23 protein-coding genes and 1 pseudogene are annotated in these 20,148 nt (G+C 71.5%); 10 read left to right on the top strand and 14 right to left on the bottom strand.

Going from position 1 to position 20,148, the window contains the following annotated elements:
- Window positions 1-16: 16 nt before the first annotated feature.
- Window positions 17-1,285, bottom strand: a complete 1,269-nt coding sequence (locus ABT137_RS34395) for an MFS transporter (protein WP_351715036.1) — start codon at window positions 1,283-1,285, stop codon at window positions 17-19.
- Window positions 1,286-1,348: 63 nt separating this feature from the next.
- On the opposite strand from ABT137_RS34395, the gene ABT137_RS34400 reads away from it, so the two are divergent.
- Window positions 1,349-2,299, top strand: a complete 951-nt coding sequence (locus tag ABT137_RS34400; protein ID WP_351715037.1) for a LysR family transcriptional regulator — start codon at window positions 1,349-1,351, stop codon at window positions 2,297-2,299.
- An 80-nt stretch (window positions 2,300-2,379) separates the two neighbouring features.
- Here the strand turns inward: ABT137_RS34400 and ABT137_RS34405 are convergent, their stop codons facing one another.
- A complete protein-coding gene (locus ABT137_RS34405) occupies window positions 2,380-3,144 on the bottom strand; it encodes an alpha/beta hydrolase (protein ID WP_351715038.1) in 765 nt (254 codons plus the stop codon).
- Window positions 3,145-3,267: 123 nt separating this feature from the next.
- On the opposite strand from ABT137_RS34405, the gene ABT137_RS34410 reads away from it, so the two are divergent.
- Both ABT137_RS34410 and ABT137_RS34415 read left to right on the top strand, forming a co-directional pair.
- A complete protein-coding gene (locus ABT137_RS34410) occupies window positions 3,268-4,425 on the top strand; it encodes an adenosine deaminase (RefSeq protein WP_351715039.1) in 1,158 nt (385 codons plus the stop codon).
- A 151-nt stretch (window positions 4,426-4,576) separates the two neighbouring features.
- Window positions 4,577-4,945: an ATP-binding protein gene (locus ABT137_RS34415; RefSeq protein ID WP_351715040.1), complete on the top strand. Its 369-nt coding sequence runs from the start codon at window positions 4,577-4,579 to the stop codon at window positions 4,943-4,945.
- A gap of 82 nt (window positions 4,946-5,027) precedes the next feature.
- Here ABT137_RS34415 and ABT137_RS34420 read toward each other — a convergent pair whose 3' ends face one another.
- The 5 genes from ABT137_RS34420 to afsQ1 form a co-directional block, all read right to left on the bottom strand.
- Window positions 5,028-5,225, bottom strand: a complete 198-nt coding sequence (locus ABT137_RS34420; protein WP_351715041.1) for a PspC domain-containing protein — start codon at window positions 5,223-5,225, stop codon at window positions 5,028-5,030.
- Between the two features lie 95 nt (window positions 5,226-5,320).
- Complete coding sequence (locus ABT137_RS34425) at window positions 5,321-5,872, bottom strand: VanZ family protein (protein WP_351715042.1); 552 nt, start codon at window positions 5,870-5,872, stop codon at window positions 5,321-5,323.
- A gap of 220 nt (window positions 5,873-6,092) precedes the next feature.
- Window positions 6,093-6,722 carry a hypothetical protein gene (locus tag ABT137_RS34430; RefSeq protein WP_351715043.1) on the bottom strand — a complete coding sequence of 210 codons (630 nt, stop codon included), beginning with the start codon at window positions 6,720-6,722 and terminating at the stop codon, window positions 6,093-6,095.
- Window positions 6,722-8,314: an ATP-binding protein gene (locus tag ABT137_RS34435; RefSeq protein WP_351715044.1), complete on the bottom strand. Its 1,593-nt coding sequence runs from the start codon at window positions 8,312-8,314 to the stop codon at window positions 6,722-6,724. Before ABT137_RS34435 ends, ABT137_RS34430 begins: the two co-directional genes overlap by 1 nt.
- A complete protein-coding gene (gene afsQ1 / locus ABT137_RS34440; RefSeq protein ID WP_177232965.1) occupies window positions 8,311-8,988 on the bottom strand; it encodes a two-component system response regulator AfsQ1 in 678 nt (225 codons plus the stop codon). The genes ABT137_RS34435 and afsQ1 overlap by 4 nt, the downstream gene beginning before the upstream one ends.
- 253 nt (window positions 8,989-9,241) lie before the next feature.
- Between afsQ1 and ABT137_RS34445 the strand changes: the two genes are divergently transcribed.
- Window positions 9,242-9,979 carry a SigE family RNA polymerase sigma factor gene (locus ABT137_RS34445; protein ID WP_351715045.1) on the top strand — a complete coding sequence of 246 codons (738 nt, stop codon included), beginning with the start codon at window positions 9,242-9,244 and terminating at the stop codon, window positions 9,977-9,979.
- Between the two features lie 239 nt (window positions 9,980-10,218).
- On the opposite strand, the gene ABT137_RS34450 is transcribed toward ABT137_RS34445, so the two are convergent.
- Window positions 10,219-10,860 carry a uridine kinase family protein gene (locus ABT137_RS34450; protein ID WP_351715046.1) on the bottom strand — a complete coding sequence of 214 codons (642 nt, stop codon included), beginning with the start codon at window positions 10,858-10,860 and terminating at the stop codon, window positions 10,219-10,221.
- A 127-nt stretch (window positions 10,861-10,987) separates the two neighbouring features.
- On the opposite strand from ABT137_RS34450, the gene ABT137_RS34455 reads away from it, so the two are divergent.
- Window positions 10,988-11,383: a hypothetical protein gene (locus ABT137_RS34455; RefSeq protein ID WP_351715047.1), complete on the top strand. Its 396-nt coding sequence runs from the start codon at window positions 10,988-10,990 to the stop codon at window positions 11,381-11,383.
- 102 nt (window positions 11,384-11,485) lie between these two features.
- On the opposite strand, the gene ABT137_RS34460 is transcribed toward ABT137_RS34455, so the two are convergent.
- Genes ABT137_RS34460 through deoC form a run of 3 tightly spaced genes read right to left on the bottom strand, consistent with a single transcriptional unit; the run spans window position 11,486 to window position 14,776 of the window.
- Complete coding sequence (locus tag ABT137_RS34460) at window positions 11,486-12,373, bottom strand: aldehyde dehydrogenase family protein (protein WP_351715048.1); 888 nt, start codon at window positions 12,371-12,373, stop codon at window positions 11,486-11,488.
- Complete coding sequence (locus tag ABT137_RS34465) at window positions 12,366-13,802, bottom strand: aldehyde dehydrogenase family protein (RefSeq protein ID WP_351715049.1); 1,437 nt, start codon at window positions 13,800-13,802, stop codon at window positions 12,366-12,368. The genes ABT137_RS34460 and ABT137_RS34465 overlap by 8 nt, the downstream gene beginning before the upstream one ends.
- A 20-nt stretch (window positions 13,803-13,822) precedes the next feature.
- Window positions 13,823-14,776 carry a deoxyribose-phosphate aldolase gene (deoC, locus tag ABT137_RS34470; RefSeq protein WP_351715087.1) on the bottom strand — a complete coding sequence of 318 codons (954 nt, stop codon included), beginning with the start codon at window positions 14,774-14,776 and terminating at the stop codon, window positions 13,823-13,825.
- Window positions 14,777-15,009: 233 nt separating this feature from the next.
- Between deoC and ABT137_RS34475 the strand changes: the two genes are divergently transcribed.
- Window positions 15,010-15,705: a PH domain-containing protein gene (locus ABT137_RS34475; protein WP_351715050.1), complete on the top strand. Its 696-nt coding sequence runs from the start codon at window positions 15,010-15,012 to the stop codon at window positions 15,703-15,705.
- Between the two features lie 112 nt (window positions 15,706-15,817).
- Here the strand turns inward: ABT137_RS34475 and ABT137_RS34480 are convergent, their stop codons facing one another.
- Window positions 15,818-16,276 (bottom strand): Lrp/AsnC family transcriptional regulator, encoded by a 459-nt coding sequence (locus ABT137_RS34480; RefSeq protein WP_351715051.1) that lies wholly within the window; start codon window positions 16,274-16,276, stop codon window positions 15,818-15,820.
- Window positions 16,277-16,464: 188 nt separating this feature from the next.
- Between ABT137_RS34480 and ABT137_RS34485 the strand changes: the two genes are divergently transcribed.
- The 4 genes and pseudogenes from ABT137_RS34485 to ABT137_RS34500 form a co-directional block, all read left to right on the top strand.
- The gene (locus ABT137_RS34485) at window positions 16,465-17,103 is read left to right on the top strand and encodes an AzlC family ABC transporter permease (RefSeq protein WP_351715088.1); all 639 of its coding nucleotides are present in this window, start codon (window positions 16,465-16,467) and stop codon (window positions 17,101-17,103) included.
- A complete protein-coding gene (locus ABT137_RS34490; protein WP_351715052.1) occupies window positions 17,096-17,425 on the top strand; it encodes a branched-chain amino acid transporter permease in 330 nt (109 codons plus the stop codon). Before ABT137_RS34485 ends, ABT137_RS34490 begins: the two co-directional genes overlap by 8 nt.
- Window positions 17,426-17,469: 44 nt before the next feature.
- Window positions 17,470-18,117, top strand: a complete 648-nt coding sequence (locus tag ABT137_RS34495; RefSeq protein ID WP_351715053.1) for a TetR/AcrR family transcriptional regulator — start codon at window positions 17,470-17,472, stop codon at window positions 18,115-18,117.
- Window positions 18,118-18,123: 6 nt separating this feature from the next.
- Window positions 18,124-18,243 (top strand): annotated as a pseudogene (locus ABT137_RS34500) (IS5/IS1182 family transposase); the annotation flags it as partial.
- 70 nt (window positions 18,244-18,313) lie between these two features.
- On the opposite strand, the gene ABT137_RS34505 reads toward ABT137_RS34500, so the two are convergent.
- Both ABT137_RS34505 and ABT137_RS34510 read right to left on the bottom strand, forming a co-directional pair.
- Window positions 18,314-18,979 (bottom strand): response regulator, encoded by a 666-nt coding sequence (locus ABT137_RS34505; RefSeq protein ID WP_351715054.1) that lies wholly within the window; start codon window positions 18,977-18,979, stop codon window positions 18,314-18,316.
- Window positions 18,976-20,025, bottom strand: a complete 1,050-nt coding sequence (locus ABT137_RS34510) for a sensor histidine kinase (RefSeq protein ID WP_351715089.1) — start codon at window positions 20,023-20,025, stop codon at window positions 18,976-18,978. Before ABT137_RS34510 ends, ABT137_RS34505 begins: the two co-directional genes overlap by 4 nt.
- Window positions 20,026-20,148: the final 123 nt, after the last annotated feature.

A 20,148-nucleotide genomic window follows, 5' to 3' on the forward strand; every position in this document is an offset into this window, starting at 1 on the left:
GCGCCCCTGAAAGAATTCAGTGGGCGTTCGCCAGTACCTGGCGGCGGGCTGCCACAGAGCCCAGGACCGTGATGGTCACGACGCCCAGGATCGCGAGCAGTCCCACGCCGACCGTTCCCGACCAGCCCTCTGCATGGAAGGCCAGCGCGCCCACCGTGCTGCCCGCGCTGGAGCCGATGTAGTACGCGGACTGGTAGAGGGCCGAGGCCTGGGCCCTGCCGTGGGTGGCTGTCTTGCTGACCGCGGAGGAGGCGACCGCGTGGCCCGCGAAGAAGCCCGCGGTGATCAGGACCAGGCCCAGCAGGACCAGGGGGAGCGAGTCGGCCAGGGAGAGGAGGAGGCCGGTGGCCGTCGTGCCGCCGGCCAGGTAGAGGGCGCCGCGGCGGCCCAGGCGGCCGACCAGGCGGCCCGCCGTCGACGCGGACACCGTACCGACCAGGTACACCAGGAAGATTGAGCCGATGATGCCCTGGGGGAGCGAGAAGGGCTCCTGGGTCAGGCGGTAGCCGATCACCGTGTAGACGCCGCCGAAGACGGTCATGAAGAGCGCACCGATCGCGTACAGGCGGCGCAGCAGCGGGTCGGCCAGGTGGTCGCGGACCGTGCCGAGCAGCCGGCGCGGGTGCAGCGAGCCCGCCTTGAAGTGCCGCGGCGCGGGGAGGAGCAGCCGGAAGGCGACGGCGCAGCCGACCGCGATCACGCCGATCGTGCCCACGGCCACCCGCCAGCCCCACTCCTGCGCGACCCAGCCGGTGATGACCCGGCCGCTCATCCCGCCCACGCTGTTGCCCGCGACGAACAGACCGATCGCCGTGACCAGCGCCTTCGGCCGGACCTCCTCGGCCAGGTACGCCGTCGCCGACGCGGGCAGACCGGCCAGCGCCGCGCCCTGGACGGCACGGAGCACGACCAGCACGCCGAGGGAGGGCGCGATGGGCACCAGCAGGCCGACGGTCACCGCGACCGCCAGCGAGGCCGTCATGACCGTACGGCGTCCGAACCGCTCGGAGAGGGCGCTCATCGGGATGACGAACAGCGCCAGACCGCCGGTCGCCGCCGCCACCGTCCAGCTCGCGTCGCTCGCGGACACGCCGTAGCCGTCCGAGATCAGCGGGAGCAGGGCCTGCGTGGAGTAGAGGAGGGCGAAGGTCGCGACACCGGCGAGGAAGAGCGCGAAGCTCATCCGGCGGTAGCCGGGACCGCCCGGGGTCAGCCGGGAGTCGGCGGCGGGGACGGACGGGACGGCGCCCACGGTGGTGGACGCCCCGGTACTGGCGGGAGACATGCTTCGAACGTACGGACCCCCTCGCTGATCCGTCCAATGCATGGAATCGCCATAATCGTTCCCATGGAGCATCAGCAGAGGTCAGCGGGGCGCCTGTCACCGGACAGTGACACAGAAGACATGACGATGTTGCTGGCTCCACGCCTCGCGTACTTCGCCGGCGTGGCCCGCACGGAGCACGTCACCAGGGCCGCCCAGGAGCTGAACGTCCCCCAGTCCACCCTCTCCCGCGCGATGGCCCGCCTGGAGCAGGACCTGGGCGTCGACCTCTTCAGCCGGCACGGCCGCACCGTCTCCCTCACCCCCGCCGGCCGCACCTTCCTCACCTCGGTCGAGCGTGCCCTCGCCGAGGTCCGGCGCGCCGCCGACGAGGTACGCGCCGACGCCGACCCCACGACGGGGAAGGTCGCCTTCGGGTTCCTGCACACCATGGGCGCGGAGACCGTACCCGGCCTCCTCCAGGCCTTCCGCGTCGACCATCCCCGCATCCGCTTCAGCCTCGTCCAGAACTACGGCGAGGCGATGCTCGAGAAGCTGCGGGCGGGCGAACTGGACCTCTGCCTCACCTCCCCGGTACCGGACGCCCCGGACCTGGCCGCCCGCCGCCTCGACGAACAGAAACTCCGGCTGGTGGTGCCCGCCGACCACCCGCTGGCCACCCGCAGGCGCATCCGCCTCGCCGAGGCGGCCGACGAGACCTTCGTGACCCTGGAACCGGGCTACGGCCTGCGCCGCATCACGGACGACGTGTGCAAGGAGGCCGGCTTCAAGCCGAGGATCGCCTTCGAGGGAGAGGAGGCGGAGACCTTGAGGGGCCTGGTGGCAGCCGGTCTGGGCGTCGCGCTGCTCCCCCCACCCGCCTTTCCCCGCCCGGGAGTCGTCGAACTGACGGTCACCGCCCCGCGAGCGGTGCGAGAGATCGGCCTGGCATGGCTGGAGGGCCACCCGGACACGCCCCCAGTGGCCGCCTTCAAGAAGTTCCTGCTTTCAAGGCGGGGGAGTCTCCTTCCCTAGGGGCGCTGGGGGTACCCCCGGCCGAAGGCTGGGGGAGGAACTGCGCAAAACCACCCACCGCCCGCGCCCCGAAGCCGACATCAGATCCTACGAAGCGACCGTCCGAAGCCCGCGGCAAGTGGCATCCGCAACCCGATCGGCGGCGGCGCAGCCAGCGCGTCCTCCACCGGCCGCGACACCGCATGCCCGTACAACGCCCCCATCACGAAGTCCGAAGCGAGCGCGAGGACTTCGTCCCGGTGCTGATGCAACCCGTGGCCGTCCGAGTGCACCTCGAACCGGCACACCTCCCGGTTCGCCTTCTTCGCCCGCGACGCCAGCCGGAACGACAGCTCCGGATCGGTCCGTTCGTCGTTCGTGCCGTGCACGACCAGCACCCGCCGCCCCACCAGCTGCCGAACCGGTTCCTCGGGCGCCGCCACGTCGTCCTCGGGCAGCCAAGGGGCGATGGAGACGACGGAGTTGACGGCCTCGTGCCCGCCCGCGTGCAGCGCGGCCCGGCCGCCCATCCCCACGCCGAGCAGGCACACCGGAACGTCGCCGTACCGCCGTACCACCTCGTCGGCCGCCCAGCCGGCGTCCCCGGCGAGGTTCGCCTCGCTGCCGTTCCACCCGCGATAGCGGTAGTGCACGACGTGCGCGGCCAGCCCCTCGTCCCGGCCGTCCCGGGCGAGGCGGCGGCCGAGCGCGCGGACGAAGGCCGTCGCCCATACGAGGGACGGCCGGCGCGCGGAGACCTCCTCCCCACCGGGGAGGAGCAGGACCGCGCCGCTCACCGTCGTCGGCTCCTGGCCGACTGCCCTGCTCAGGCTGGCCGTTCGGACCGGCGTCGCTTGCTGTGCCATGACAGAACAGTGTCAGAAGAGGCGGTGTACGCGACCCGTCCGTGCGGTCACCATTGCGTATCGACGGAAACGGAAATCTCCGAGTACCGAGCGATCTACGCGCGTAGGAGTTACAGTGCGGAAATGACGAGCCAGAGCACCGCGAACACCCCGACGCCGGACCAGATCCGCCGGGCGCCGAAGGTTCTGCTGCACGACCACCTCGACGGCGGCCTGCGTCCGGGCACCGTCGCCGACCTCGCCCGGGAGACCGGGTACTCCGGCCTCCCCGAGACCGACCCGGACAAGCTCGGCATCTGGTTCCGCGAGGCCGCCGACTCCGGTTCGCTGGAGCGGTACCTGGAGACGTTCTCGCACACCGTCGGTGTCATGCAGACCCGGGACGCCCTGATCCGGGTCGCCCGCGAGTGCGCCGAGGACCTCGCCGAGGACGGTGTCGTCTACGCCGAGGTGCGGTACGCCCCCGAGCAGCACCTGCAGCAGGGGCTGACCCTCGAAGAGGTCGTCGAGGCCGTCAACGAGGGCTTCCGGCAGGGCGAGGCCCTCGCCCGGGAGAACGGCCGCCGGATCCGGGTCGGCGCCCTGCTCACCGCCATGCGGCACGCGGCCCGCTCCCTGGAGATCGCCGAGCTCGCCAACCGCTACCGGGACCTGGGCGTCGTCGGCTTCGACATCGCCGGCGCCGAGGCCGGCTACCCGCCCACCCGGCACCTCGACGCCTTCGAGTACCTCAAGCGCGAGAACAACCACTTCACCATCCACGCCGGCGAGGCCTTCGGACTGCCGTCCATCTGGCAGGCGTTGCAGTGGTGCGGCGCCGACCGGCTCGGGCACGGGGTGCGGATCATCGACGACATCCAGCTCCACGAGGACGGCACGGTCAAGCTCGGCCGGCTCGCGTCGTACGTCCGCGACAAGCGGATCCCGCTGGAGCTGTGCCCCAGCTCCAACCTCCAGACCGGCGCCGCCGACTCCTACACCGGGCACCCGATCGGGCTGCTGCGCCGGCTGCACTTCCGGGCCACCGTGAACACCGACAACCGGCTGATGTCCGGCACCAGCATGAGCCGGGAATTCGAGCATCTCGTCGAGGCGTTCGCTTACACGCTCGATGACATGCAGTGGTTCTCCGTCAATGCGATGAAATCAGCGTTCATTCCTTTCGATGAACGACTCGCCATGATCAATGACGTCGTGAAGCCCGGGTATGCGGAGCTGAAATCCGAATGGCTGTTCCGGCAGACCGCCTCCACCAGCGGTTCTGCGGATCCGGAGAGCTGATCGGCCATCCCGGCGGGGCACGGAATGCGGACGGGCCTTCACCGGCCGTCCGTATTTCGGTGTTTGCGGCGGACGACCCGGCATGTTTACGGTCGTGGACCGCTCAGCGTGTTATTGATCCCCGTCTCCGTATTCCAAGGACGCATTGACGATGAAGCAGTCTGCTGCCAAGACCCTCGGTGTCGCCGCCCTCGGTGCCGCCTTCGCCGCTGCCGGCGCGGGCGCGGCCAACGCGGCCCCGGCCGTCCCGGACTCCTCCCAGGCCCTGGACACCGTCACCAAGACGCTGCCGGCCGAGAACGTCTCCAAGGCGCTGCCGGGTGCCGGTGAGGCCGTGGCGCAGGGGCAGAGCGCCCTCGGTGCCGGAGTGACCGCCGTCCAGCCGGCCGCCAAGCAGGTGCTCGCCAAGCAGGTGCTCGCCGGCGGCCCGACCAAGCCCGTCGCCGGCCTCCTCGGCGGCCTGCCGGTCCAGGGCCTGCCCACGCACGGCCTGCCGGTGAACGGGATTCCGATCGGCTGACCTCTCCCCAACCGATCGGCAACGCCTTTGGGGCGCCCCGGAAACGTCCGGAGCGCCCCAACGGCGTTGCCGTACCGCCTGATCACCAGGCGGTGGCCTTCTTCTCCGAGGGGAGGAGGATCCACAGCGCGATGTAGAGCAGGAACTGCGGGCCCGGCAGCAGGCAGGACAGCAGGAAGATCACCCGCATCGTGGTCGCGGAGGTGCCGAAGCGCCGGGCCAGCGCGGCGCACACTCCGCCGATCATGCGGCCATGGGTGGGGCGGGCGAGGCTGGACATCTGTGGCTCCTTCGTGAGCGTCCGGTGCGAGGCGGCCCTTCCGGCCCCTCGTCTGCCCTCAACGCTACGGAGACGAACCGGGTCGAAGCGTCGCTCTACGGGGCGATCCCGACCCTGGGAATCGTCGGGGTGCGACCCTGAGCCGCTTCCTCCTGGGGGAGGGCGGCGGGCCGCCGCCGCTCACCCCGCCGGCGGAGCCGGGCGCGGGCCGCCGGCACCACCGCCAGATGCGCGATCACCACGCCCGCCGTGTTGAGCAGGATCGAGTCGACGTCCACCACCCGGCCGGGCACCCCGGTCTGCAGCAGGGCTATGCCCATCGAGATCAGCGCGCCCGCGGCGGCCGAACTGATCAGGGAGGCGAGCGGGGAGACCCGGAGCTTCCCGTGCGTCATCGGCAGCAGCACACCCAGCGGCGCGAGCAGCGCGAGCCCTTCGCCGATCCGGTGCGCCGCCTCGCGCCAGCCGAGCGCCAGGTCGGCGCGGATACCGGCGAGGGGGTGCAGGTTGGCGGGCATCACCCAGGGCACGTCCAGCGGCCGCAGCATCAGCCAGGCGACGAACACGAGGTGTGCGACAAGGAGGACACCCCCTGCCACACGGACGCGGATCGCGGCGCTGCCGCCGATGGAGCCTTGACGCTGCACGCCCCCCTAGACGCGCCCGCGCACACGATCGGTTCCGGATAGGGCGGTGAGGCCTCAGACACACGGTGCCGTATCGATATGCGGCGCCGGCAGCGCCCCGTCAGGGGCGCTGGGGGTGCCCCCGGCCGAAGTCTGGGGGAGGACTGCGCGAGCAACCTCACACAACCGGCACCCGCCCCACAACCCTCCCCGGCACCCCCTTAGGCGCCCAAACGCCCCGTCACCCGGAAGCCACCTCAGTGGACGGGGGCCGGCTGCCACTCGGAGAGTTCCGCACCGCGTCCGTGCACTCGTACCGCCGCAACGGCTCCGTCCCCGGCCCGCCCAGGATCACCGACCCGTCCCCCTCCGCGGCCGCCGAATCGGACAGCGTGCACACGATCTGGGCGAGCGCGTACGACGTCAGCTGCGGCGGCGACGTGCTCAGCCGCAGCGTGTCGTCGGGATCCCCGGCCCGCGGTCCCCAGACGCTCATCCCGCCCCGCACGTACGTCGTGTAGCCCGCCGCCTTCTCGGCGGCCGACGGCGTCTCGGCGAGCTGGTCGAGCAGCCCCTGGGCGACGATCACCCGCCGCTTGGCGTCCGCCGAACCGTCCGGGACCCGCACCTGGCGGTCGACGGTCACCAGCGACGAACTGCACAGCAGGAACACCTGCACCGGCACCCCGCGCTCGTCCTGCGCGGACAGGTCCGGCTGGGTCATCGAGCACGGCACCCGCGAGGGCGCCCCGCCGAAGTCGGTCGGCACCTCGGTGGCCCGGATCCCGCACCCGGAGAGCGCCAGCGCCAGCCCGGCGACGGCCAGCAGCGGCGCGCCGTGCCGTCGTACCGTCAGTCTTCGTACGTACATCAGGCGCCCTTCTCCCCGGCATCCCCGGCATCCCCGGTGCCCCCGGCGTCCTTGCTGTCCTCCGCCAGCCGCGAGGGGTCCCGCGGCAGCCGGAACGTGAACACCGCGCCGCCCTCGGGGGAGTTCGCGGCGGTGATGGAGCCACCGTGGATGCGGGCGTTCTCGGTCGCGATGGACAGGCCCAGGCCGCTGCCCTCGGAGCGCGGCCGGGAGGCGCTGGCCTTGTAGAACCGGTCGAAGACATGCGGCAGCACGTCCTCCGGGATACCCGGACCGTGGTCCCGTACGGCGACGACCAGGTCGCCACCTTCCTCTTGCTCCATCCGCACCGACACCCGCACCGGCGAACCGCCGTGCTTGAGCGCGTTGCCGATCAGGTTGGCGAGGATGACGTCGAGGCGGCGCGGGTCGAGGCGGGCGTGGATGCCGCGCTCGGCGTCCAGCTCCACCGCGTCCAGCCAGGCGCGGGCGTCGATGCAGGCGGTGATCTGGTCGGCGATGTCGACGTCGTCGAGGACGAGACGGGCCGTACCGGCGTCGAAGCGGGTGACCTCCATCAGGTTCTCGACGAGGTCGTTGAGGCGGCGCGTCTCGCTGACGACCAGCCGGACGGCGGGCTCGATCATCGGGTCCATCGACCCGGACTCCGCCTCCAGCTCCTCCTCCAGGATCTCCGTCACGGCGGTGATCGCGGTGAGCGGGGTGCGCAGTTCGTGGCTCATGTCCGCGACGAACCGCCGGGACGCGTCGTCCCGCGCGGCCATGTCGTCGACCCGCTTCTCCAGCGCCTCGGCCGCGTCGTTGAACGTCCGGGAGAGATCGGCGAGTTCGTCCGTCCCCGAGACCCGCAGCCGGGTGTCCAGCTTGCCCTCGCCGAGCCGCCGGGCGGCGACCCCGAGCCGGTGCACGGGCTTGAGCACGGTCGTGGCGGCGGCCTGCGCCAGCAGCGCCGAACCGATGAGAGCGAGCCCCGTGGCGATCCCCAGCGACCACGCCAGCGAGTTGAGGTCCTTCGCCTCCGGCTCCAGGGACTTCATCATGTAGCCGGTCGGCCCGCCGCCGATCAGCCGCGTCCCGGCGACGAGATACGGCGTGCCGTGGTCGACGACCCGCTGCCAGTACAGGTGGTACGCCGACTTGTTGCTGTCGGTCACCTTCTGCTGCTTGTCGACGGCCTTGCGCAGCGAGGTCGGCACGTCGTCCAGCGCGAACGCGCTGAGCCCGTCCGAACTGCCGTACACCGTCTTGCCGTTGCTGTCCTGACCGACCAGCAGCACGCTGAACCGCTGGCTGCTGTTGGCCATCTGCCCGGCCGTACGCTGCAGTTCGTCCTGCGTCGGGTGCACCGGCAGCGCTCCGGCCCGGTTCTGCATCTCCTGCTGGAAGTCGCGCAGCACGGCGTCCTGGGTACGGGTGAGCACGGCCTCGCGGTTGAGCCAGTACGCGATGCCGGACGCGGACACGGCGGCGGTCAGCGCGACGAGCCCGAAGACGACGACGAGCCGCAGCCGCAGACTGGTGAAGCGCAGCCGGGACATGGCTCCCCTGCGATCCGCGGCCCAGCCGCGGAGACCCCCCTGCCGGTCCGTCACTGAGGGGCGTCCAGGCGGTAGCCGACACCACGCACGGTACGGATCAGGGTCGGGGACGAGGGCACGTCCTCCACCTTGGCGCGCAGCCGCTGCACACACGCGTCCACCAGCCGGGAGTCACCGAGGTAGTCGTGCTCCCAGACCAGCCGCAGCAACTGCTGCCGGGACAGCGCCTGCCCGGGGCGCCGGCTCAGTTCGAGCAGCAGCCGCAGCTCGGTCGGCGTCAGCTGGAGATCCTCGCCGTTCTTCGTCACGGTCATCGCGCTGCGGTCGATGACGACGTTGCCGAAGGTCGCCGAGTCGGTGGACTCCCGCTCGCCGCGCCGCAGCACGGCCCGGATCCGGGCGTCGAGCACCCGCCCCTGGACCGGCTTCACGACATAGTCGTCGGCCCCGGACTCCAGGCCGACCACCACATCGATGTCATCGCTGCGCGCGGTCAGCAGAATGATCGGCAACTGGTCCGTGCGCCGGATCCGCCGGCACACCTCGAAACCGTCGATGCCGGGCAGCATGACATCGAGGACGATCAGATCGGGCCGCTGCTCACGCAACAGCTTCAGACCGTCCTCACCGGTCGCAGCGGTGGCCACCCGGTGCCCCTGGCGCGTCAGAGAGAGCTCCAGGGCCGTGCGGATGGCGTCGTCGTCCTCGATCAGCAACAGGGAAGGCACGGGCTCATTCTGGCCCATGCGGGCCCTGTCGTACGACCTGTGCGGCGCGCAGCTCCTCGCAAACCTCTGTAGCGCCACCACCTGTGCACTCTCTGTGTCCGTTCTGTGCCGGACCCCTGTGACAGGTCTGTGACAGTCGGCGGATACGGCCGTGAAGGTGGCCCGGCAGTCTTTTCGGCACAGGCAAGCGAGCGAACGCGGCGAGCGGCCCGAGCAAGCCGAACTACCGGAAGTCCACGACGGGGGGCGCGAGATGAACACGCTGATCAGCCACAGCACCAGCGCAGTGATCACGCGTCTGCACGACGTGAACCGGGGTTCCGAGAAGTCCGGTGCCGTGAGCGGGCGGGGGTGCGCTCGCGGCACCGGACGTCAGCACACCGGCTACATGACGGTGGTTGACAGCTTCACGGGGGAAGCACACGGGGGATCCGCCTACGGGGAGGACACGGGGGAGCGCCGCTCGCTGACCGAGGCGGAGTTCACCGCCTACGTCCAGGAGCGCCGCGCCTCCCTGTACGCGACCGCCTACCACCTGACCGGCGACCGCTACGAGGCCGAGGACCTGCTCCAGAGCGCGCTGTTCTCGACGTACCGGGCGTGGGACCGGATCAGCGACAAGGCGGCCGTGGGCGGTTACCTGCGCCGCACCATGACCAACCTGCACATCAGCGCCTGGCGGCGCCGCAAGCTCAACGAGTACCCGACCGAGGAACTGCCGGAGACGCCCGGCGACACGGACGCGATGAGCGGCACCGAGCTGCGCGCGGTCCTGTGGCAGGCGCTGTCCCGGCTCCCCGAACTCCAGCGCACCATGCTGGTCCTGCGCTACTACGAGGGCCGCACGGACCCGGAGATCGCGGAGATCCTCGACATCAGTGTCGGCACGGTGAAGTCCAGCATCTGGCGGTCGCTCCGCCGGCTGCGCGAGGACGAGGTCCTCAGCTTCGGCCGTGACGAGGAGGACGCCTTCGGGGAGCTTGTCGCCTGAAGGTACGGGGATCCGGGGGGATCCTGACGGGGGAAACCGGGGAAACCCGGGGAACGGGGGTCCGGGGGGACCCACGGGGAACACGGGGGAAAACGGGTCCGGGGGGACCCGGGGGGAAGCACGGGGGAGGAGCTCCGCCACGGGGGACACGGGGGTGTTCGGCGGAGCGACGGGGGAAGCGGGACTGGAGGGCCGGGGGGTCCATCCAGTCCCGCTTTTTTCTGCCCTCTCCGCGGCTGTTACGCCGGTGCCTGTGTCCGGTCCCGGCTCTGCCGGCCCACCGCTGCCGCCGCCATCCGGCCCAGCGCCTCGTCCCGGTCGCACGGGTACGCGCCCAGTGCCACCTGGCGGGCCACGATCGTGCGCTCCGCCCGCATCAGCCGCCAGCCGCGCCGCAGCAGGAACGGCACCGACTTGCGGCCCTCCTTGAGATCGCGCAGGAACCGGCGCCGGAACGTCTTCACCGGGCCCCGGCTCAGGCAGAGCGCGTCGGCCAGCAGGCCCAGTTCGCGGCAGCGCTCCACGATCTCGGCGGCGAAGATGCCCTCGGCGAGGAACAGCGGGGTGCGGCCGATGTCCAGCGTCTCGGCGCCGGTGCGGGCGCTCAGTGCTATGTCATATACCGGTACGGGCGCGGCCCCCGTGGCACACAGCCGGCCGATCGCCTCGACCGCGACCTCCGCGTCCCAGGACTCCGGGTGGTCCCAGTCGATGTCCGAACTCCCCGCCACCAACGGCAGAGTCGGGTCGTCGCCCTCCTTGTAGAAGTCGTCGAGGCGCAGGACGGGAAGCCCGGAACGGGCGGCGACCAGTGACTTGCCCGAGCCGGAGGGGCCGCACAGCAGCACGACGCGGGCGGGGGGCGGAGGATGAATGCTCACGGAACACCAGTTTGACGCATGGGGGGCCTCCTGCCGACCCCGCGGGTCGGCTTTGGAGCGTGAGTCACACCTCAACTACCCTGTGTCCCGACACGATTACCCTGAGTACCAGAAGGTGGCCCCAGCGATGCCCCGACACGCGTCCTCCCCGACCCCGACCGCCCGGCGCGCCCTGACCGCCCTCGCCACGGCAGGTGTGGCGCTCGGCGCGGGCGCCGCGACGGCCGCCGCGGACACCCAGCCCGCGGTGGACGTGGTCCGGACCCGCCCCACCTCGCTCGGCCACATCGACCCGCAGGCGGGCCTGCAGGTGCTGGGCGCCATGCTGCCGTACGTCACCGGCCCGGTGGCGGGGCTCAAGCCCAACCCGCTCGCGGGCACGGGAGTCGACCCGCTGGACAACGGGGTGGGCACGCAGCTGGCCGACTTCAAGCCGCTGACGTCGAAGATGGTGACGGGGCCGGTGGCGCAGGCGCCGTCGATCGGGGCGGTTCCGGTGGTGGGGCGGGCTCTGAGGGGCTGAGCGCCCCGTTGAGGGGCGCTGGGGGTCCCCCAGCCGAAGCCTGGGGGAGGAACTGCGCGACCAGCCGCATGCGGCCCGCAGTTCCCCACCCGGAGGGGCGCATCAGTACGAAGAACCGGACGCGCCCAGCGCCCCCGTCGGATGCCACACCGTCTTCGTCTCCAGGAACGCCGTCAGGCGGTCGGTCCCGGGCGTCGCCGTCCAGTCGTCCACAGGCTGTGGACGCAGGACGCGCTTGAGGTTGTCGGCCGCCGCGATCTCCAGCTCCTTGGCCAGCACCTCGTCGGCGCCCGCGAGGTCGATCGCGTTGACGTCCTGGTGGGCGGCGAGAGGGGTGGCGATCTCCGTCGTACGGCCGGAGAGGACGTTGACGACTCCGCCGGGGACATCGGAGGTGGCGAGCACCTCGGCGAGGGAGAGGGCCGGGAGCGGCGCCTTCTCGCTCGCCACCACGACGGCCGTGTTGCCGGTGGCGATCACCGGGGCGACCACCGACACCAGGCCCAGGAACGACGACTCCTGGGGGGCGAGGACCGCCACCACGCCCGTCGGCTCCGGCGTCGAGAGGTTGAAGAAGGGGCCGGCGACCGGGTTGCCGCCGCCGACCACCTGGGCGATCTTGTCGGTCCAGCCGGCGTACCAGACCCAGCGGTCGACGGTCGCGTCCACGACCGCGGCCGCCTTGGACTTGCCGAGGCCCTCCGCGTCGGCGACCTCGCGCACGAACTGGTCGCGGCGGCCCTCCAGCATCTCCGCGACGCGGTAGAGGACCTGGCCCCGGTTGTAGGCCGTGGCCCCGGACCAGCCGCCGAACGCCTTGCGCGCGGCGACGACCGCGTCCCGGGCGTCCTTGCGGCTGGACTGCGGTGCGTTGGCCAGCCAGTTGCCCTTGGAGTCCGTCACCTCGTACACCCGGCCGCTCTCGGAACGCGGGAACTTCCCGCCGACGTACAGCTTGTAGGTCTTGAAGACAGACAGGCGATCAGACATCGAGGTATGCCTCCAGGCCGTGGCGACCGCCCTCGCGGCCGAAGCCCGACTCCTTGTACCCGCCGAACGGCGAGGTCGGGTCGAACTTGTTGAACGTGTTGGACCAGACGACACCCGCGCGCAGCTTGCCCGCCACGGCGAGGATGCGGGAGCCCTTCTCGGTCCAGATGCCCGCCGAGAGGCCGTACTGGGTGTTGTTGGCCTTGGCGACGGCCTCGTCCGGAGTGCGGAAGGTGAGGACGGACAGGACCGGACCGAAGATCTCGTCCCGCGCGATCGTGTGCGCCTGGGTGACGTTCGTGAAGAGCGTCGGGGCGAACCAGTAGCCGGCGGAGGGGAGTTCGCAGGCCGGGGACCAGCGCTCGGCGCCCTCCGCCTCGCCCTGGTCGGCGAGGGTGGTGATGCGGGCCAGCTGCTCGGCGGAGTTGATCGCGCCGATGTCGGTGTTCTTGTCCAGCGGGTCGCCGAGGCGGAGCGTGGACAGGCGGCGCTTGAGGGAGTCGAGCAGCTCGTCGTGGATCGACTCCTGGACGAGGAGGCGGGAGCCCGCGCAGCAGACCTGCCCCTGGTTGAAGAAGATCCCGGTGACGATGCCTTCGACGGCCTGGTCGATGGGGGCGTCGTCGAAGACGATGTTGGCGCCCTTGCCGCCCAGCTCCAGCGTGAGCTTCTTGCGGGTGCCCGCGACCGTGCGCGCGATCTCCTTGCCGACGGCGGTGGAGCCGGTGAAGGCGACCTTGTTCACGTCCGGGTGGGCGACGAGCGCGGCGCCCGCGTCGCCGTAGCCGGGGAGGATGTTGACGACGCCCTTGGGGAGGCCCGCCTGGCGGCAGATGTCCGCGAAGAAGAGGGCGGAGAGCGGGGTCGTCTCGGCGGGCTTGAGGACCACCGTGTTGCCGGTGGCGAGCGCCGGGGCGATCTTCCAGGCCAGCATCAGGAGCGGGAAGTTCCACGGGATGACCTGGCCGGCGACGCCCAGGGGGCGCGGGTCGGCGCCGTAGCCCGCGTGGTCGAGCTTGTCGGCCCAGCCCGCGTAGTAGAAGAAGTGCGCGGCGACCAGGGGGAGGTCGGCGTCGCGCGTCTCCTTGATCGGCTTGCCGTTGTCCAGCGTCTCCAGGACGGCCAGCTCACGGCTGCGCTCCTGGATGATGCGGGCGATGCGGAAGAGGTACTTGGCGCGCTCGGAGCCCGGCAGCGCGGACCACTTCTCGAAGGCCTTGCGGGCGGCCTTCACGGCCCGGTCGACGTCCTCGGCGCCGGCCCGGGCGACCTCGGAGAGGACCTCCTCGGTCGACGGGCTGACCGTCTTGAAGACCTTGCCGTCGGCCGCGTCCGTGAACTCGCCGTCGATGAAGAGGCCGTAGGAGGGCGCGATGTCGACGACGGAGCGGGACTCGGGCGCCGGTGCGTACTCGAATGCGGTGGTCATCTTTTCCTTGGCCATGGTGATCAGTCCACCGTCACGTAGTCGGGGCCGGAGTAGCGGCCGGTGGCCAGCTTCTGACGCTGCATCAGCAGGTCGTTCAGGAGCGAGGAGGCGCCGAAGCGGAACCAGTGGTTGTCCAGCCAGTCCGCACCGGCGGTCTCGTTGACGAGAACGAGGAACTTGATCGCGTCCTTGCTGGTCCGGATCCCGCCGGCGGGCTTGACCCCGACCTGGACGCCGGTCTGCGCCCGGAAGTCGCGCACGGCCTCCAGCATGAGGAGGGTGTTCGCCGGCGTGGCGTTGACGGCGACCTTGCCGGTCGACGTCTTGATGAAGTCGGCGCCCGCGAGCATGCCCAGCCAGGACGCCCGGCGGATGTTGTCGTACGTCGACAGCTCGCCGGTCTCGAAGATGACCTTGAGCCGGGCCGCCGTTCCGCAGGCCTCGCGTACGGCGGTGATCTCGTCGTACACCTTCATGTAGTTCCCCGCGAGGAACGCGCCCCGGTCGATGACCATGTCGATCTCGTCGGCGCCGGCGCTCACGGCGTCGCGCACGTCGGCGAGCTTGACGTCGAGCGCGGCGCGGCCGGCCGGGAAGGCGGTGGCGACGGAGGCGACCTTGACGGACGAGCCGGCGACGGCCTCCTTCGCGGTGGCCACCATGTCGGGGTAGACGCAGACGGCTGCCGTGGCGGGGGTCGTACGGTCCGTCGGGTCCGGGTGGACCGCCTTGGCGCCGAGCGCCCGGACCTTGCCCGGGGTGTCCGCGCCTTCCAGCGTCGTCAGGTCGACCATCGAGATGGCGAGGTCGATGGCGTACGCCTTCGCGGTGGTCTTGATGGAACGGGTGCCGAGGGAGGCGGCACGCGCCTCCAGGCCGACCGCGTCGACGCCGGGCAGCCCGTGGAGGAAGCGGCGCAGCGTGCTGTCGGACGCGGTGACGTCAGCAAGTGCGTGGGGTGCGGTGGTGGGCATGGTCACCAGCCGAGTATATCTACGCGCGTAGCGGCTGTACACCCCGAGGGAACGGTTCTTCTTCCGGTGGGGGAGTAGACCCACCTGAAAGGGCGCTGGGGGTACCCCCGGCCGCAGGCTGGGGGAGGAACTGCGCGACCGGCCACAGACCGCCCGCACCCGCGCACCCACCGATTCCCTACGGCGAGGAGGCGACGGGTGCGCCGCCGACAGGCTGAGGCAGAATCGGCGACATGACCACGCCCCTCGTCAAGGACCGCATCTACCGATCGCCCCAGGCGCTGCTCGCCGGCGTACTGCTCCTCGTCATCGTCGGCTGGCTCGGCATCGACGCGCTGTTCCGGGGGCAGGGCCACACCCCCTGGCTGGCCCTCGCCGCGCTCATCCTCATCGTGCCGCTGGTCGTGGCCTTCACCCTGCGCCCCGCGGTGTTCGCGGGCGAGGACCGGCTGCGCGTACGGAACCCGTTCCGGGTGATCACACTGCCGTGGGGGGAGATCGCCTCCCTGCGGTCCGGTTTCTCGAACGAGGTGGTCGTCAAGTCCGGCGCGAAGTACCAACTGTGGGCGATCCCGGTGTCCCTGCGGGGCCGCAAGAAGGCGGCGCGGCGGCAGGCGAAGGCGGCGGCGGACGTGCGGCGCGGGCGGACGGGGTCGGGCTCGGGGGCCGGACTCGGGGGGCGCGGGCTCGGTGGCTTTGACGGGTTCGGCGGGTTCGGGGGTGCCGGGGGGCGCGGCGGGCCCGAGCACGAGGCCGGGCCGATGCGGGCGGAGACCGACAAGGTCATGGACGATCTGCGGGAGATGCTGGAGAACAGGGGGCCGGCGGAGTCGGCGCAGGGCGAGGTCACGGTGCGCTGGGCGTACGAGGTGGCTGCGCCGGCGGTGGCGGGGGCGGTGCTGCTGGTGATCCTGCTGGCGGTGGGGTAGGCGGTCCCTCCCCCAGCCTTCGGCCGGGGGTACCCCCAGCGCCCCCTGGGGTGCCGGTGCCGCATGCCGAGAAGATCCCGCGCCCCCGGCGGGCTGTCGTGCGGGTCCGCCGTCAGTCCTCGGTCTTGATCTTCTTCATGGTCAGGTGGGACTCGACGCGCAGGATGCCGGGGAGGCCGGTGAGTTTGCCGGTGAGGAAGGTGTTGTACGCGGCGTCGTCGGCGACGGCCACGCGGAGGAAGTAGTCGGGGCGGCCGTACATCCGGCGGAACTCGATGACCTCGTCGTACGAGGAGAGCGTCTCCTCCAGGGTCTCGATGGTCTTCAGGTCGTTCGCGGAGACCTCGATGTCGATCATGACTTCCAGGCCCCGGCCGAGGGCCTCCGGATTGATGACGGCGCGGTAGCCGGCGATGACCCCGGCGTCCTCCAGCCGCTTCAGCCGGCGCAGGCACGGCGGCGGGGTGAGGCCGACCCGCTTGGCCAGCTCGACGTTGCTCAGGCGCCCGTCCTGGCGGAGGTGAAACAAAATTTCCCGGTCGATGGCATCCAGGTTTATTTCATTGCTCACACCGTCATCCTAGGGGAATTATTGGAAACCATATGTGGCGACAATCCTCCTAAAATTTCAGCATGCGTACGGTTACGGTCGCCGCGGGCGATCCTCCCCGCCCCGTCCCCGCCACCTCCCCGTCTCCGCCCCCGGCGGCCACCGGTCCCCGGCCGGATGCCCTCGCCGCCCTGAAGGACTCCGCCTCCGTGGGCCTCGGTCTGCTCCCGCTGGGCCTCGCCTTCGGGGTGCTCATCACCCACGCGGGCCTGCCCTGGTGGTGCGCGAGCCTGTTCACCGCCGTCATCTACGCCGGCTCGTTCGAGTTCCTGCTGGTGGGCCTGGCCGTCGCGGTCACCCCCCTGGCGACGGTCGCGCTGACCGCCCTCCTGGTCAACGTCCGGCACGTGTTCTACGCGCTGTCCTTCCCGCTCGACCGCGTGCGGGGGCGGCTCGGCAAGGCGTACAGCACGTTCGCGCTGACCGACGAGGCGTACGCGCTGACCGCCGGTGAGCGGGCCCGGTCCTGGTCCGGCGCCCGCATCCTGTGGCTGCAGCTCTTCATGCAGTCGTACTGGGTCGGCGGCGCCACCGTCGGCGCCCTGCTCGGCTCGGTGGTGCCCGACGCCGTCGCCGGGCTGGACTTCGCGATGACCGCCCTGTTCGCCGTACTCGCCCTGGACGCCGTCCGGGAGCGCCGCGACGACCTGCCCACCCCGGTCCTGGCGCTGCTCAGCGCCCTGGTGGCACGGCTGGTTCTCCCCGGTCAGCTGCTGCCGGCCGCGTTCACCCTGTTCACCGCCGCGCTGCTGATCCGGAGCCGCAAGGAGGAGCCGTCCCGTGCCTGACACCCGTTACCTGCTGCTGGCCGTCGCCGTCTCGGCCGCCGTCACCTGGGCGCTGCGCGCGCTGCCCTTCACCGTCCTGGCCTCGCTGCGGGCCAGCAGGACCGTCCGCTACCTCGGCGCGCGGATGCCCGCCGGTGTGATGGTGATCCTCTTCGTCTACTGCCTGCGCGACCTGCCGCTGACCCAGTCCCGCGTCACCGCGCCCCTCGCCGCGCTCGCGGTCACCGTCGGACTGCACCTGTGGCGCCGCAACGCCCTGCTGAGCATCATCGGCGGCACCGTCGTCAGCGTGGCCCTGGCCAGCGCCCTCTTCGCCGGCTGAGCCCCTAGAATGGACTGCTCGGTCCACTGTGCGGAGGTCGGGCGATGCGGCGCAAGGAACTGACGGCCAAGGGGAAGGCGACCCGGCACCGGATCGTCGAGGGGGCCGCCGAGGTGCTGCGGGAGCGGGGCGTCGGCACGGTGACGCTGGACGACATCATGGCGCGGACCAGCACCAGCAAGAGCCAGCTCTTCCACTACTTCCCGGACGGCAAGGACGAACTGCTGCTCGCCGTCGCGCGGTTCGAGGCGGAGCAGGTGCTGGAGGACCAGCAGCCGTACCTCGGCCGCCTCGACTCCTGGGAGGACTGGCAGCGGTGGCGGGACGTGGTGATCGCCCGCTACGAGGCGCAGGGCGACACCTGTCCGCTCGGGTCGCTGTTCCTCCAGGTCGGGCGGTCGACGCCGGGCGCGCGGGCGATCGTGGTCGAGCTGATGCGGCAGTGGCAGGAGAGCCTGGCGGCGGGGATCCGGGCGGTGCGCGCGAACAGCGGCCCCGAGACCGACGTGGACGTCGACGCACGGGCCGCCGCCCTGCTCGCCGCGATCCAGGGCGGTGTGTCCATCCTCCTGTCGACGGGACGGTCCGCCCACCTGCGGGCCGCCCTCGACCAGGGGATCGCGGACCTGCGACGCGACCTGGAGCCCGCCGGGGCGGCTGGAGCGTGTCTCCTTGATGGGTTGGTCAGTTGATCGGATGTGCCTGTCCGGTTAGTGATCACTGATGCGATGTGGGCCCGGATCGAGCCGCTCATGCCGGCCGATCCGGTCCGGGGCCGACGGTGGGCCGACCACCGTCGGACTCTTGAAGCCGTTTCGCCACCGGCCAGACGCTCGACGTGGACTGCGGCCGCCACTTGCTGTGAGGCCGCCCAGCGGGGCCGAGAGGTCAGGCCAGGCCGGCCGCGATGGCGCGGCGCACGGCGTCGGCCCGGTCCCGGATGTCGGCCTTGGCGAAGAGGTTGTTGATGTGCGTCTTGACGGTCGCCTCGCTCACGAAGAGCTTCTCTGCGATCGCGCGGTTGGGCAGACCCTGGCCGATCAGGGTGAGTACTTCGCGTTCGCGGGGCGTGAGATCCGCGGGCAGCTGCTGTCCGGACGCCGTCGGCCTGGCGCGGACGGTGGCCAGCAGCCGATCCTGGACCTCGCGGTCCAGGACGGACTGGCCCGCGGCGGCGGCGCGGATCGCGCGGACGATGTCCTGGCGTCCGGCGTTCTTCGTCAGATAGCCGCGGGCGCCCGCGCTGAGGGCTGCCAGGATCGAGTCGTCGTCGGCGAACGTGGTGAGCACGACGACGGCCACCTCGGGGTGTTCGTCGCTCAGCCTGCGGGTGGTCTCGATTCCGTCGAGCACGGGCATGCGCAGGTCCATCAGCACGACGTCCACCGGACCGGCGGCGACCGCGTCCAGTACGCCGTTGCCGTCCGCGGCCGCCGCGACGACGTCGATGTCCTCGGCCAGACCCAGCACCGCGGCGAGCGGTTCGCGGATGGCGGCCTGGTCGTCGGCGACGACCACGCGCAACGGCCGGGAGCTCTCGGTGGGTTCACTCATCGCGGGATCACTGCCTCCACTTGCCAGCCGCCTTGGTCCGGTCCCTCGGTGACCGGTCCCGCGGTGAGGGTGCCACCCAGCAGGGCGACGCGTTCGCGCATTCCGATCAGCCCCATTCCGCTGCCGACCCCCGCGTTCACCGTACGGGTGGCGCGCCCGTTGCGGATCGTCAGAGCCGTCGAGGAAGCCGCGAAGGCCAGCTCCACCCGCACCTCACCGCCCGGGGCGTGCCGCGCGGCGTTGGTCAGGGATTCCTGGGCGATCCGCAGCAGATTCTGGGTCACCCGGGCCGGTACCTCCACGGGGGTGCCGCGGACGGTCAGGGCGTCGTGGTGGCCGGACGACTCGAGCATCGCGGTGAGGGTCTCCACCAGCGGCAGCGAGTCCTCGCGGAGCGCGTGGACGGTCCACTGCGCCTGCTTCAGGCTCTCCTTGACGAGGCTGTGGGCCTTGTCGTTGACCGCCCTGACCTTCTCCAGGTCGCCGGTGTCGAGCAGCGCGTCGGCCAGTTCCAGCTGCATGTTGATCCCGGCCAGCGTGTGCGCCAGGACGTCGTGCACGTCCCGGGCGATCCGGCCGCGTTCGGTGAGCACGGCGGCCTGCGCCTCGGCCCGGGCGGCGCGCTCCGCGCTCTCGGCCGCCGACAGCGCGGCGTCCACGGCCTGGTGCTGGACGCGGTTGAGTATCCCGATCAGGACCGGTGCGCCGGTGGTGAGACCGACGGCCCAGGGCAGCAGGTGGTGACCGGGTCCGACTTCGAAGTACAGGACGCCGCCGCAGAGCAGGCTGCAGGCCAGTGCCAGGACGAGGGCCGGTTTGGTCGGCAGCCGGTATCCGATGTGACCGGAGAGGAAGAAGGCGAAGAGGTAACCCGTTCCGCTGCGGCCGGCGCCGATCAGCGCGGCCGCCGCGAGGATGCCCAGCGACAGCCAGACGACGGCGGCACGCGGCGGGACCTTGCCCGGGGGCAGGCCCCGGGCCAGCAGCGCCGCACAGTTCAGTACGAACAGGACCGCGACCACCAGCCCCCGCCCGCTGACGCCCATCGGCCGGATCGTCAGGGCCCCACTGACGATGACCGCCACGGTCAGGGCCCACTGCGCCCGGGGGTCCCGGCCCGGGATCGGCCGGGGCGCGGCCGATGGGGGCGGGACCTTTCCGGGGGAGGA

It is taken from the genome of Streptomyces sp. NPDC001980, assembly GCF_040296885.1.
GTDB lineage: Bacteria > Actinomycetota > Actinomycetes > Streptomycetales > Streptomycetaceae > Streptomyces.